The organism is Plesiocystis pacifica SIR-1 (assembly GCF_000170895.1).
Classification (GTDB): domain Bacteria; phylum Myxococcota_A; class Polyangia; order Nannocystales; family Nannocystaceae; genus Plesiocystis; species Plesiocystis pacifica.
Map to the genome: position 1 here is coordinate 22,167 of NZ_ABCS01000033.1, position 13,159 is coordinate 35,325.

Sequence of the window (13,159 nt, forward strand, 5' to 3'; positions counted from 1 at the left end):
CGCAGGCCCAGGGGCGCTCTCGAACACCCGGGCCGAGTCGACGCCGACTGTTGCGCCCAGCCCAAGAAGTTGGGCATCGGAGCCTCGTGGGGGTGCGGTAAGCTCGCGGGGTGGGTGATGTCTCGAGCAGCGATCCAGGCTCGCCCAAGGCCTCTGCGCCCGTGCTGCGGGGGACGCTGGCGAGCCGGGTGCTGTCACGAATCGCGGTGTTCGCGAGTATCGTCATCGCGCTCTCTACACTCGTCGCATACGCATTGGTCTCCGCTCGGCTCGAGCGCGAATCACTCGAGACCATCGAGAACTACGCGCTCGAGCGTGGCCGCCACGAGCAGGAGCTGTTCGTTCAGACCGAGGCGATCCAGGCCCAGCTCGCGGCCGAGTTCGAGGCCGCGCTGGCGCGTCGCGGGGAAGGGGCCGGGCCCGAATTCACGGAGCGCTTCTTCGAGGACGAGCGCGGCGTCACCCGCAACCGCGCGTCGACCTTCGGGGACCCTGGCCGCGCGCAGCTGTGGGCGCGCCGCGGGGTCGAGCTCGACCCCGAGCTCCAGCGCGAGCTGCTCGTCGGCCACGACCTCGTCCAGCGCTACGGCCCCGGCCTGAGCCTGCGCTCTCTCAACATCTACGTGGTGAACTCGGCCAACGCCATCACCTACTACTGGCCGAGCGCGGCCGACTGGGCGACGGGCGTCGACCCCGACCTCGACCTCCACGACGAAGAGTTCTTCGCCGTCGGCACGCCCGCGCGCGACCCCAGCCGCGAGCCCGCCTGGACCCGGATGTACCGCGATCACTACGGGCCGTGGATGGTCTCGTGCGAGACGCCGATCGACATCGGCGGTCGCCACGTGGCCAACGTCGGCATGGACATCACCCTCGACGAGCTCGTCGAGAGCAGCGTCAACGAGACCCTGCCAGGGACCCACAACTTGATCATTCGCGAGGACGGGCGGCTGATCATGGGCCCCGAGCTCTACGCCGACCACGGCGACGCGAGCCTGGACATCGAGATCCGCGCGAGCGAGCACCCGGGTCTGGCGGAGACGCTGCGCCTGGCTCGGTCGCTCGGGCCGGGGGAACACCTCGCGTTCAACGCGGTCACCGACGAGTACCTGGCGATCACGCGGATCGCCGGGCCTGGGTGGTTCCTCATCGTCGTGCTGCCCGGCGATCTGGTCCGCGCGCGGGCCTCGGGTCCGACCAAGATCGTGCTCGCGCTCGGGGTGGTCTCGCTCTTGTTCGAGTTCTTGCTGGTGTTCCTGGTCTTGCGCCGCAACGTCGGAGATCCGCTCGCCGAGTTGACGGCGGCGAGCGAGGCCCTCGCGCGGGGCGAGCGGGACGCCCCGCTGCCGACCCGGCGCGACGACGAACTCGGGGACCTCGCGGCCGCCTTCGGCCGGATGCGCGATACGGTCGAGCTCAAGACCCACGAGCTCGTGGCCGAGGTCGAGGCCCGGCGCGAGGGCGAGGCCCTGCTCCAAGCGATCCTCGATCACACCCCCGCGGTCATCTTCATCAAGGATCTCGAGGGCCGCTACCTGCTGACCAACCGACGCTGGCACGAGCTGTTCGGCAACCGCCCCGAGCTCGAAGGCCTGAGCGACGTCGACTTCCTCCCGCCTGCGGTCGCCGAGAGGATGCAGGCCAACGACAGGGAGGTGCTGCTCGCTGGCGAGCCGATGCAGTTCGAGGAGCGGGTCGTCTCGGACGCAGGGGAGGGCACCTACATCACCGTGAAGTTTCCCTTGCCCAGCCCCACCGGCGAGCTCGGGGCGCTGTGCGGGATTGCGACCGACATCAGCGCGCGGATCGAGCTCGAAGATCAGCTCCGCCACTCGCAGAAGATGGACGCCCTCGGCCAGCTCGCGGGCGGCGTGGCGCACGACTTCAACAACCTGCTGACCGTCATCTTCGGTCAGTCCGAGCTGCTGGTGGCCGAGCTCGAGGGCAACGCCGAAGCCCAGGAAGACCTCGGCGTGGTGCTCGAGGCGGCCGAGCGCGCGCGGTGGTTGACCGGCCAGCTGCTCGCGTTCTCTCGCCGCGAGCTCTACAACGCCGAGGTCTTCGATCTTCGCGAGGTCGTCGAGCAGTCGCGCTCGCTGCTGCGTCGGCTGCTGAGCGAGGACATCGAGATCGCGCTGAGCGAAGACGGTGACGACGGGGAGCCCCTGATGATCCGAGCCGATCGCGGTCAGGTCGAGCAGCTGCTGCTCAACCTCGCGACCAACGCCCGCGACGCCATGCCCGAGGGCGGGCGGCTGGGGCTCGCGCTCCGCCGGATCGTGCTCGACGCCGACGACGAGCGGGGCCTGGCCCTCGCCCCGGGCCCCCACGTCCTGCTCTCGGTCAGCGACACGGGCGTGGGCATGGACGAGGCGACCCGGGCCCGGGCCATGGAGCCCTTCTTCACGACCAAGGCCGCGGGGCGCGGCACGGGCCTGGGGCTGGCGATCGTCTATGGCGTCGCCAAGCAGACCGGCGGGGTGATCGACATCGACAGCGCGCTGGGGGTCGGGACGCGCATCGACGTCTACCTGCCCGAAGCCAAGGGCGCGGCCAAGCCGCGCGTCGAGGCCAGCGATGAGCTCGAGGGGGCCCGGCCCGGTGAGACCGTGCTCGTGCTCGAGGACTCGGAGGTCGTCGGCCGGGTGACCGCGCGCAGCCTCGAGAACTTTGGCTACACCGTGCTGCTGGCCAGCGACGGGCGGCAGGCCCTCGAGCGGGTCCGCGCGTACCCGGGCACGATCGACCTGCTGCTGTCCGACATCTTGATGCCCGGGCTCTCGGGCCCCGACGCCGCGGCCGAGCTTCGCAAGCTTCGACCCGAGCTCGCCGTGCTCTACATGACCGGCCACATCGACGACGAGCGCGTCAGCATCGAGGCCCTCGGTGCGGACGCCGAGATCTTGCCCAAGCCCTTTCGCCAGGCCGAGCTCGCCGCCCGCGTCCGTGCTGCGCTCGACGGCAAGGCGGGCAAGGCGGGCCGCGGCGCCCAGGCTGGGCGTAGCGAGTCGGTGTAAGTCCCTCGGAGATGGACCGAGGTCGCGTGGCGGTGCTCGCCCTCGGGATGCTGGCGCTCGGGGCCGTCGCGGCGCGAGTCGTGACCCGACCGGGCGGGGACGGGCGCGCGCTCGAGCCAGCGCGAGCCGCGAGCGCGCTCGTCCGCGTCGCGCCGCGGGGCGGTGGCGATCCACGTGCCCGCGGACTTCGGCCCCATGCCCGCGATGCTCCGCGAGCGCGTCGCCAGCGCGGCCCGCATCGCCGATCCCGGGGCCTACCCGCTGGTCTACGGGCGCATGGCCGAGGACGGCAGCTGCCTGTGCTCGTGGGACGCGCGCGAGGCCGTCGAGCGCACGTGCTCGCTGCCGGCCGTGGGCGTCGCAGGCGAGGCGGCCCGGGCGAGGTGATCGAAGCGCGGGCTCCGTGGCACACTCGGATCGTGAGGTCGATGATCGCAACCAGCTGTGCCTGTTCGCTCCTCGCGCTGGGCCTCCTCGCCTGCGACTCCGAGGCAGACGAGTCGGCGCTCAGCGACGACGGAGACGTCGAGGCGGACTGCTCCAAGATCTACGTCGACCCCATGCCGGAGATGGGCCCGGGCGACCACTACCGGCTCATCGTCGAGGTCTACGCCTACCCCAAGGGGGACGTGCACGGCGGCCGCGCGGAGATCGACTGGTTTTACCTCGACGCCTTCGACGGGGTGAACTGCTACGACCTCGACGACGCGGCCTGGCCGTCCACGGGTCCGAATTCCTTCGACTGGTCCTTCGTCCTCGACGCCTACATCCGGGATACGAACACCAACGAGCTGCTCGACGGCTACTTCCAGAAGATCTGCCCGCTGAGCGAGGACTGCCAGCCGGAGGACTTCGACCCGCCGCCGGACATCGACCTGGGCGGGGGTTAGCGGCTCGACCGGGGCTTGGGCAGGGGCGGCCCCTCGCCGCCGTTGTCGAGGAGGTCGCGGCACTTCTCGTAGTCCTCGGGCGGGAGCCCCTCGCACAGCCCGGCGAGGCTGCGCTCTTCTTTGGTCGCGCTCTGGTTGAAGCTGGTCACGCCCTTGGGCGGCTCGGCGATGGGGGCGTAGGTGTCCGCCGCGCCCGCGCTCGCGCCAGGTAAGGGCAGCTGGGGCCCGAGGTCGCAGGCCGTGCCCAGCAAAGCGAGGGCGAAGGCGAGGGCCAGGGCGGGGCCGGGGCGGTGGAGGAGGTGCTCGGTCATGGGTCTCCGTGGTGCGGGCGACGAGCGCTCGCGCGGCTCAGTTCGACGGCGCCATCAGGGTGAAGCGGATCGGTCCGGGCCCGTTGTCGAGGCGGGCGCGGCACTCTTTTTCTTGGGCGGGGGGCAGGCCCGCGCACACGTCGGCGTAGCCCTTGTCGCCCCACAGCCCGCCGCCTCCGCCCCCGCCGGTCGCGGCGTGGGGGCTGTCGTCGAGGACCAGCGCGGTGCCGACGCTGCCGCTGGGGTTGGCCAGGTCGCTCGACGAGAGGCTGGGCGTCGAGCCCACGCCGTGCACGCTGAAGTCGCAAGCGGTGGTCAGCAAGGGGAGGGCGACCACGCTGGCGAGGGCGAGGAGGCGGGCGAAGGGGGCGGTCATCTCGGGCTTCATGGCGATCGTCTCTCGGGCTTGGAGGCAGGCTGGAGAGCGCCCCGGGTCTGGGGTCCTCGTCGTGCTCGGAGCCCGCGGCGGGGGTCCGGGCGCTCGCGCCTTCATGAGACCTAGTCGCCGCCGATCGCCGAATGATTGGCCGCAGAACAAATAAAACTCGCCGGATTCGGCGAGTCTTGGCGCGGGAGACTCGCTCCGCTCAGCGCGTTTCGTCGGCGATGGCGTCGAGGCGGGCCTGGGCCTTGGCGAACACCCAGGTGTCGGCGCCGTGGCTGTCGCGCAGGCGCGCGTAGGACAGGCGCGCGCGCTCGAAGTCGCCGATCTCGAACTGGGTCTCGGCCAGGAGCAGCTGGCTCGCCTCGATCATGCCGCCCTCGCCGAGGCGCTCCCACATCCCGGCGGACTCGCTCAGCGGGTACACGCGGTCGGGGTCGTCGAGGTAGTCGAGGGTCCGGCCCGCCCAGTACAGGGCCATGGCGCGGTGGCGCGGGGAGGCCACGGGCAGGCTGCGCGCGTCGTGGGCGAGGCGGCGGGCCCGGTAGCCCAGCTCGAGCTCGGCCAGCAGCGCGGGCGCGGGGTCCCTGGGCAGGGTGACCACGTCGAGGCGCAGCCGCTCGATCTCGACGGCGAGGCGCAGCTGGGCCGTGGTCGTGGCCGCGGCCTCCATGCACTGGGCGCGGGCGGACAGGTAGCCCGGCCCGCGGCCGCGCAGCTTGGCCCGGCGCAGCTCCTCGATGGCCAGGCTGCAGCGGTTGTAGTTCGGGTAGGCCCACTGCCGGCGCAGGGCCGGGTCCCGGGCGTCGATGGCTCGGGACGACAAGAGCGCGCGGGCGTGGGTGTAGTCGGCGCGCGCGGTCTCGAATTCGCCGGCGCGTTGGTGGGCGCTGCCCCGGGCGTTGCGGGCCCGGGCGGCGAGGATCGGGGCGTCGTCGGCGACGAGCTGCTCGGCGAGGTCGAAGCTGGCCGCCGCGGCCGTCCAGTCGCGCTCGGACAGCGCGAGGCTGCCCTGGGTCATGTGTCGGGCGTAGCGCAGCGAGGGCTGGGGCCCGTCGCGCTCGAGCAGCGCGAGGCCGACGTCGGCGAAGCGCAGCGCCGCGCGGGCGCCCTGGGGCTCGCCCTGCTCGTGGGCGCGGAGCTTGGCGAGGGCGAGCAGGGCCTCGACCTCGATGGCCGCCGCGCCGCAAGCTCGGGCGTGCTCGCTGCTGCGCTCGAAGGCCCGGAGCGCGCCGGCGATCAGGCCCTGGTCGAGGCGGACGCGGCCGAGCTGGAGCTGGGTGGCGGCGAGCTCGGCCCGGAACTCGGTGTTGGGCAGGCAGGGGTCGGCGCTCTCGGCCAGGGACTGGGTCGCCTGGAGCCGCGCGTTGGCTTGCGCGAGCTCGCCGAGCAGCCGGTAGCCCTCGACCTCGACCAGGCGCTGGCGCAGCTCGGGCAGCAGCGGCGAGCGGGCCAAGCTAGTCGGCGCGTCGAGCAGCCAGCGCGAGCTGAGCGCGTCGAGGCCGGCGCTCGAGTGCTCGAAGGGGTGGTCCTCGATGAAGGTCAGCTGGTGGTCGAAGACCGCGAGGGCGTCGCGGTGGGTCTGGGCGGCCGCGTCGCTCGGCGCGGGCGGGGCCTCGGCCTCGCACAGCGTGCGTCGGCCGGTCCGCCAGCGCGCCGCGAAGTCGTCGGCGGCGGCGACCACCCGGGCGGCCTGGCTGCGCGCGCCGGGCCGGTCCCGGGCCGCGAGGGTGTCGTGGAGCTGGGCGCGGCGCTCGGGCCCCCAGACCGCCGCGAGCTCGTCGTCGACGGCGGCGCAGGGATCCTCGGCCTCATCGAACAGGCGCACGCTCGACAGCGCGATGACCAGGCCGAGGCCGAGGCCGAGCAAGAGCAGCGCGCCGCGGCGCAGCTTGGGCCCGGGCGGGTCGTCGAGCACGGCCAAGAGCGCGGCCATGCTCGGGTGCCGGCGCGCCGGATCGTGGGCGAGGCCGCGGCGCAGGGCCCGGTAGATCCAGCGCGGCATGCCCTTGGGCCGAGGCGGGGGCAGGCGCCGGGCCTGGGGGTCGAGGATGGCCTCGCCGACGAAGGGCGGCTCGCCGGTCAGGGCCATCCACGCGGCCACGCAAAAGGCGTACTGGTCCGCGGGCGGGCCGACCTCGCCGACGCGCTCCGGGTCGAGCTGCTCCGGGGCCATGTAGCCCGGGGTCCCGCCGCCCTCGCGCAGGGCCTCGGAGCCCGGCTCGGCGCGGCGCTGGACCTCGCGCAGGGCCTCGCCGCTGGCCAGGCCAAAGTCGCTCACGCGGACCCGGGTGCAGCGCCCGCCCTCGGCGACGACGAGCACGTTGGCCGGCTTGAAGTCGCGGTGGAGGATGGCGCGTTTGTGGGCCGCGGCCAGGCCCCGGCCGGCGGCGATGTAGGCGTCGAGGATGGCCGCGCGCTCGGGCTTTTCGCGCTCGCACCACTGGTCGAGGGTCTCGCCGGCCACGTACTCCATGACCATGAACACCTCGTCGAGCTCGGAGGTGCCGACGTCGTAGACCTGGACGACGTTGGGGTGCTGGAAGCGGCCCAGGGCCCAGGCCTCGGCGCGCAGCCTCAGCTGGCGCTGGTGGTCCTCGTTGGTCGTCGAGACCACCTTGATGGCGACCTCGCGCTCGACGGAGGGATCGTAGGCCCGGTAGACCACTGCCATGCCGCCCCGGGCGATGAGGTCGCGGATGACGTAGCGACCGCCGAGGGTGATGGCGACCTCCGGGCGCAGGCCGAGCTTGACGAGGGTCGACTGGCACTCGTACTCGGCCTCGATGGTCCGCCGCGACCCTCCCGAGGGCCCTGGAGCGGCGCTCAGGCCCCTGGGCGCGTTCTCGGACTCGAGCTGGGGGGCAGCCATGGGGGTGGAAAGGGAGGGGCGTGGAAGGGCTGGAAGGAGGGGAAGGGGAGGCTCAGCCGCCGGAGCCTCGATCGTCGGCGATCATTGCAGTGTCCGCCAAGCACGATTCTCGATCTTCGATCCGCACTTCCCGGGTCGAGGCCCACATCCCGCCGGGCCGGGCCTCCGCGCGGGGCTGGCTGTCGAGGAGCGCCAGCTGCTCGCAGGCCAGCTCCCACAGCCGCTCGCGCATGGGCTGGCTCCCACCCCCGCGAACGCCGCGATCGGTCAGCAGGCCCTCGAAGACCGTGCGCGTGAGCCCCTCGCGGGAGCGCGCGGGGGCGCGGGCGGCCAGGCTCGCCCACAGCCAGTCGAAGTGGCGCTGGATGAGCGCACGCCCGGCGGCGGCGTCCCCCTGGCGCCACGACTCGAGCAGCGCGTCGTCGGTGATCGTCTCGGTCTCGGCCATCGCTCCAGGTAGTCGCCGCCCGAGCCTGAACGACCGAAAAAAGTTTCGCGCTTCATCCGTGGCGGCCCCTGGTAGGCTGGCGAGGTGGCAAAGCGCGACGAGCGCGAGCTCTTGCAGCGCTGGCAGGCGGGCGACGCCGAGGCAGGCAACGAGCTCGTCATCCGGCACTTCGACGCCGTCCGGCTGTTCTTCCTCAACGCCGTCAGCGACCGGGAGCGCGAGGACCTGCTGCAGGAGACCTTCAAGCGCGTGGTCGCGGCCGTCGGCACCTTCGAGGGCCGCTCGAGCTTCCGGACCTTCCTGTTCGTCATCGCCCGCCGGACCCTCTACGACCACCTGCGCCAGCGCTACCGGGGCAAGGGGCAGTTCGACGAGATGACCCACTCGGTCGTCGACCAGGGCGCCTCGCCCTCCCACCTCGTCACGCAGATCGAGTCCCACCGCCGCCTGCTCCAGTGCCTGCGCGGCCTCCCGGTCCAGACCAAGGAGCTGCTCGAGCTCTACTACTGGCAGGACATGACGGGCAACGAGCTCGCCGAGATCCAGGGCATCCCGGAGCGGACCCTGCGGAGTCGGCTGGGCACGGCTCGCAAGGCGCTGCGGGACTGTTTTGTGCGTTGCGCTCCGGCGGCGGGCGACGCCGACGAGCCGGACCTCGAGGGGGCGCTGCGCGAGCTCGGGGAGTTCTTCCGGACGGGGCGGGGCTAGCCAGCTCGCTAACTAGCCTCGTCGTCCATGCCCAGGGTCTCGAGCACCATCACGCCGCTCGCCCCCGGGTCCCCATCCAGGGTCTCTCGCACCCAAGCGCCGAGGTCGACCATCGCCACCGGCGGGTAGCGCCGCCGCGCCTCGTTGAGCGCCCGCGCCAGCCCGACCGCGCCGCCGGGCATGCGCCGGCTGGCGTCCCGGGCCAGGGTGCTGCGCAGCACCGCGACGAGCTCTTCGTCGAGGCCGCCAAAGTCGTGGTTGGGCCCAAACTCGGCCCGCCGGATCGCGTCCATGGTGTCGTCGGGGTCGTGGCCGTCGAAGGGGCGGCGCCCGAGCAGGCACTCGTGCAGCGTGACCCCGAGGGCGAACAGGTCGGCCGCGCCGGTCAGGGCGCCGCCGGTCAGCTGCTCCGGCGCCATGTAGGCGTACTTGCCCATGCGCAGCCGCCCCCAGGTGGCGTCGGCGGCGGTGGCCTTGGCGATGCCGAAGTCGCTGAGCTTGACGGCCCCCGAGCGCGACAACAGCACGTTGCCCGGGCTGACGTCGCGGTGGACCAGGCCGAGGCTGCGGCCGTGCTCGTCGGTCAGCGCGTGCACGTAGGCGAGGGCGCTGGCGAGCTGCTCGCCGACGAGCAGGGCCAGGGGCGCGGGCAGGCGGCGGCGTCGCATCAGCGCCGACAGATCGCGCCCGTCGACGTAGTCCATGCACACGTAGTAGATGCTGCCTGCCAGCCCGAGGTCGTGGACCGAGACCAGCCCCGGGTGATTGAAGCGCGAGCCGAGCCGGGCCTCGCCGATGAGCAGGCGCTCGAAGTCCGAGCGCCCGCGATGCTCCGGGCGCAGCACCTTGATGGCCACCTGCTTGTCCCAGCCGCTCGCCCCGTAGCGCCGCGCGAGGTGGACCTCGGCCATCCCGCCCGCGCCGATGCGCCGCAGGATGCGGTAGGGCCCGAGCTGCCGAGGCAGCGCAGGGGGGTCTTGGGCGCCGCCTGGGGGCGAACTTCGCCGCGGCGGGGGAGGGGACTCGACCGGGGCCATCGTTAGCCCCACAATACCGCCCATCGACTCGACCGCGACAATCGCCACGGTCGCATCGGACCATCCGGACTATCCGGCGTCCTCCGACCACTCCGGACGGGTTCAGCTCGTCGTCGTCGAGGGGCCGGACATGGGCCGGGCGGTGGCCTTCGAGGGCGAGCGGCTGGTCGTGGGCAGCGAGCCGGGCTGCGATCTCGTGCTCAGCGATCCCCGGGTGTCGCGGCGCCACCTCGAGATCCTGGCCCTGGCGGGCGGGCGCAGCGGCTACATGGTCCGCGATCTCGGGTCGAAGAACGGAACCTTGTTCGAGGGCGCCGCCATCTCCGAGGCGCGCATCCGGGCCGGCTCGACCCTGCGCCTGGGCACGACCTACCTGCGCCTGCGCCCCGAGCCCGCCAGCCTCGACCTGCCCCCGAGCGCGCGCCGGCGCCTCGGCGACCTGGTCGGCGAGAGCCTCGACATGCGCGTGTTGTTCACCATCCTCGAGCGCGCCGCCGACAGCGACGTCACCGTGCTGCTCGAGGGCGAGACCGGCACCGGCAAGGAGCTGTGCGCCCGGGCGATCCACGATCTGGGCGCGCGCCGGCGCGGGGCCATGGTCGCCCTCGACTGCGGGGCGCTGCCCGACAACCTGGTCGAGAGCGAGCTCTTTGGCCACGTCAAGGGGGCCTTCACCGGGGCCATGCAGGCGCGCAAGGGGGCCTTCGTCCGGGCCCACGGCGGGACCTTGTTCCTCGACGAGGTCGACTCGCTCCCGCCCCACCTCCAGCCCCGCCTGCTCCGCGCCCTCGAGTCCCGGCGGGTCCGGCCCGTGGGCAGCGACGACGAGGTCGAGGTCGACGTGCGCGTGGTCGCGGCCTGCCAGAGCGACCTGGCCCTGGCCGTCGCCCGCGGCGAGTTTCGCCCCGATCTCTACTATCGGCTGTCGGTCTTGCGCGTGCTCTTGCCTCCGCTCCGAGCCCGGCGCGAGGACCTGGTCCCGACGATCCGCGAGCTGCTGACCCGGCGCGGCTTCTTCGAGCGCGAGGGTGTCGAGGACTGGACCATCGGCGGCCCCAACCTCGAACGGCTGATCGCCTACGACTGGCCCGGGAACGTCCGCGAGCTCCGCAACGTCCTCGACCGGGCGCTGGCGCTCTCGCCCGCGGCCGAGGGCTTTGGCGACCTGCGGGTGAGCTTGCCAGGGGAGGCCAGCACCGAGGAGGGGCTGAGCGTGCGCACGGATCTGCCCTACGCCGACGCCAAGCAGCATCTGCTCGAGCAGTTCGAGCTGCGCTACCTCGGGGAGCTGATGGAGCGCAACGAGGGCAACATCTCCGCGGCCGCCCGGGCGGCGGGGATGGACCGCAAGCACCTGCGGACCCTGCTGCGCAAGCACGATCTCGTGTAGGTCGCGTTCGGCGTGAAGGATGCGGCGGCCTCGCTCCATGAACGAGCGATGTCGACTGCGTCTCGATTTGCTCTCGCCGCGCGCAACCCCAGACTCGCTGCCTTGCTGATCCTCGTCTTTGCGGGAGGGTGCCCCGCGGACGACGTGGTGCCCGTCGCCGAGGACACGGGGACGGATACGGCTGGGACAGAGTCGGAGACGGAGACCGAGTCGGAGTCGGAGTCGAGCACGGGGTCGGAGTCGGAGTCGGAATCGGAGTCCGAGTCCGAATCGAGTACGGAGTCCGAATCGGGTACGGAGTCCGAGTCGAGCACGGAGACGGAGACGGAGACGGATACGGAGACCGAGTCCGAGTCCGAGTCGGAGTCGAGCACGGAGACGGAGACCGGCACGGAGACAGAGACGGAGACAGAGACAGAGACAGAGACAGAGACAGAATCGAGCACGGAGACAGAGACAGAATCGAGCACGGAGACCGAGACGGACACCGAGTCCGAGACCGGCCTGCCTCCGAACTGCGACCCCAACTGCGGCGTCGACTGCATCCTCCACGTCGACGACGACGCGCCCCCGGACGGCGACGGGACGAGCTGGGCGAGCGCCTTCCAGACCGTGCAGGAGGCCATGGACTGCTCCGGCCCCGGCCAGCAGATCTGGGTCGCGGGCGGCGACTACCCCGGCGAGGGCAGCGACTCCGTGGCCGTCCAGCCCAGCCACGCCCTCGAGCTCTACGGCGGCTTCGCGGGCACGGAGACCAGCCTCGACGAGCGCGTCCTCGGCCTGCACGAGAGCACCCTCGGCCCGGCCCAGGACTCCATCGTGGTCATCAACGACGACCTGCTCGTCGACGGCTTCAGCCTCCGCGGCGGCTCGGCCACGCTCGGCGGCGCGGTCCGGGTCCACTCCCCGGGCTTCTTCACGGCCGCGGTCGAGATCCGCAACTCCCTGCTCGAGGACAACACGGCCAGCAACGGCGGCGCGCTGGGCATCGCCACCCAGGCCGTGACCGTGCGCGTCGTCGACTCCGAGCTGCGCAACAACTTCGCCGGGGGGGACGGCTCGGTCGGCTACGCCAGCGACGCGCGCTTTTCCTTCGAGGGCTGCGACGTCCACGACAACCCCGGGCTGACGATCGTCGCCGCCTTCAACGGCGGCTTCGACTACGCCCAGGCGAGCGCCACCGACACGACCTTCTCCAACAACAGCGGCGTCTCGATGGCGAGCAAGTGGGTGGTGGCGACCAACTGCACCTTCGAGGACAACCTCGACAGCGGGCTGCGCGGGCAGCAGGTCACGGCCGTCGACTGCCGCTTCATCAACAACCACAGCGACAAGCCGGGGGGCGCGGTCGCGGCCGGCGGAGGGCTCATCGAGGACGGGCTGCGCCTGCGCGACTGCCTGTTCGTCGGCAACTCGAGCGAGCTCGACGGCGGCGCGGTCTCGGCCGGCGATCTCGAGATCGAGCGCACCCGCTTCATCGCCAACACCGCCGTCGGCGACGGCGGGGCCATCGAGGACCTGAGCGCCTTCGGCAGCCCCAGCTACGTGCGCGACAGCGAGTTCATCGACAACGTCGCCGGGGACCAGGGCGGGGGCATCTACGGGTCCCCGGAGATCATCCGCTCGAGCTTCACGGGCAACCTCGCCGCGGGCGAGCCCAACGGCCTCGACTCGGGCAACAACACCCAGTTCGCCACGGTGACCGCGAGCGTGTTCTGGCCGGACACCGTGCGCAACTCGGCCCCCTTCCCCGACGACTTCCCCGTGGTCACCACGGACTCGTGCATCCCCGCGAGCCCGGACAACGTCGTGGACCTCCAGGGCAACAGCGTCGAGCTCGTCGGCTCTCCCTTCGCGCCCGCCGACCTCGACGACGACGGCTTCATCGAGCTCTACCTCGACCTCGCCAGCCCCTGCGTCGACCTGGCCGCCGTGCCCCCGCCGCCCGAGCTCAACGAGCTCGACTGGAGCACGGCGACGACCCAGGCCAGCCAGTGCACGGACTCGGGCTTGCTCGACGCGGGCATGCACTACACGCCGCTGAGCGCCGTGGGAGCCTGTCCCTAGCTCGGAGTGGCTGGAGGGGGGCTTCGCCCCGTAGAGT

The 13,159-nt window shown here is 72.3% G+C and carries 11 protein-coding genes; 6 read left to right on the forward strand and 5 right to left on the reverse strand.

Features of this window, described 5'->3' with window-relative positions; translation table 11 throughout:
* The first annotated feature begins 254 nt into the window (after positions 1–254).
* From PPSIR1_RS43085 to PPSIR1_RS18230, 3 genes are all read left to right on the forward strand, one after another.
* Positions 255–3,017: an ATP-binding protein gene (locus PPSIR1_RS43085; RefSeq protein ID WP_006972585.1), complete on the forward strand. Its 2,763-nt coding sequence runs from the start codon at positions 255–257 to the stop codon at positions 3,015–3,017.
* Positions 3,018–3,179: 162 nt separating this feature from the next.
* Positions 3,180–3,404 carry a hypothetical protein gene (locus tag PPSIR1_RS18225; RefSeq protein WP_006972586.1) on the forward strand — a complete coding sequence of 75 codons (225 nt, stop codon included), beginning with the start codon at positions 3,180–3,182 and terminating at the stop codon, positions 3,402–3,404.
* 41 nt (positions 3,405–3,445) lie between these two features.
* Entirely contained in the window at positions 3,446–3,907 is a 462-nt protein-coding gene (locus PPSIR1_RS18230; protein ID WP_006972587.1) for a hypothetical protein, read from the forward strand.
* Here the strand turns inward: PPSIR1_RS18230 and PPSIR1_RS18235 are convergent.
* The 4 genes from PPSIR1_RS18235 to PPSIR1_RS18250 all read right to left on the reverse strand — a co-directional run bounded on the left by PPSIR1_RS18235 (position 3,904) and on the right by PPSIR1_RS18250 (position 7,920).
* A complete protein-coding gene (locus PPSIR1_RS18235; protein ID WP_006972588.1) occupies positions 3,904–4,218 on the reverse strand; it encodes a hypothetical protein in 315 nt (104 codons plus the stop codon). The genes PPSIR1_RS18230 and PPSIR1_RS18235 overlap by 4 nt on opposite strands.
* Before the next feature lie 37 nt (positions 4,219–4,255).
* Positions 4,256–4,606 (reverse strand): hypothetical protein, encoded by a 351-nt coding sequence (locus PPSIR1_RS18240; protein WP_006972589.1) that lies wholly within the window; start codon positions 4,604–4,606, stop codon positions 4,256–4,258.
* A gap of 199 nt (positions 4,607–4,805) precedes the next feature.
* Positions 4,806–7,472, reverse strand: a complete 2,667-nt coding sequence (locus PPSIR1_RS18245) for a serine/threonine-protein kinase (protein ID WP_006972590.1) — start codon at positions 7,470–7,472, stop codon at positions 4,806–4,808.
* 52 nt (positions 7,473–7,524) lie between these two features.
* Positions 7,525–7,920 (reverse strand): hypothetical protein, encoded by a 396-nt coding sequence (locus PPSIR1_RS18250; protein ID WP_006972591.1) that lies wholly within the window; start codon positions 7,918–7,920, stop codon positions 7,525–7,527.
* A gap of 84 nt (positions 7,921–8,004) precedes the next feature.
* On the opposite strand from PPSIR1_RS18250, the gene PPSIR1_RS18255 reads away from it, so the two are divergent.
* Positions 8,005–8,628, forward strand: a complete 624-nt coding sequence (locus PPSIR1_RS18255) for an RNA polymerase sigma factor (RefSeq protein ID WP_006972592.1) — start codon at positions 8,005–8,007, stop codon at positions 8,626–8,628.
* Between the two features lie 8 nt (positions 8,629–8,636).
* On the opposite strand, the gene PPSIR1_RS18260 is transcribed toward PPSIR1_RS18255, so the two are convergent.
* Positions 8,637–9,665: a serine/threonine-protein kinase gene (locus PPSIR1_RS18260; protein ID WP_157595684.1), complete on the reverse strand. Its 1,029-nt coding sequence runs from the start codon at positions 9,663–9,665 to the stop codon at positions 8,637–8,639.
* Positions 9,666–9,705: 40 nt separating this feature from the next.
* Here PPSIR1_RS18260 and PPSIR1_RS18265 point away from each other — a divergent pair, with 40 nt between their 5' ends.
* Both PPSIR1_RS18265 and PPSIR1_RS49400 read left to right on the forward strand, forming a co-directional pair.
* Positions 9,706–11,055 carry a sigma 54-interacting transcriptional regulator gene (locus tag PPSIR1_RS18265; RefSeq protein WP_053335385.1) on the forward strand — a complete coding sequence of 450 codons (1,350 nt, stop codon included), beginning with the start codon at positions 9,706–9,708 and terminating at the stop codon, positions 11,053–11,055.
* 102 nt (positions 11,056–11,157) lie between these two features.
* Positions 11,158–13,122 carry a right-handed parallel beta-helix repeat-containing protein gene (locus PPSIR1_RS49400; protein WP_006972595.1) on the forward strand — a complete coding sequence of 655 codons (1,965 nt, stop codon included), beginning with the start codon at positions 11,158–11,160 and terminating at the stop codon, positions 13,120–13,122.
* Positions 13,123–13,159: the final 37 nt, after the last annotated feature.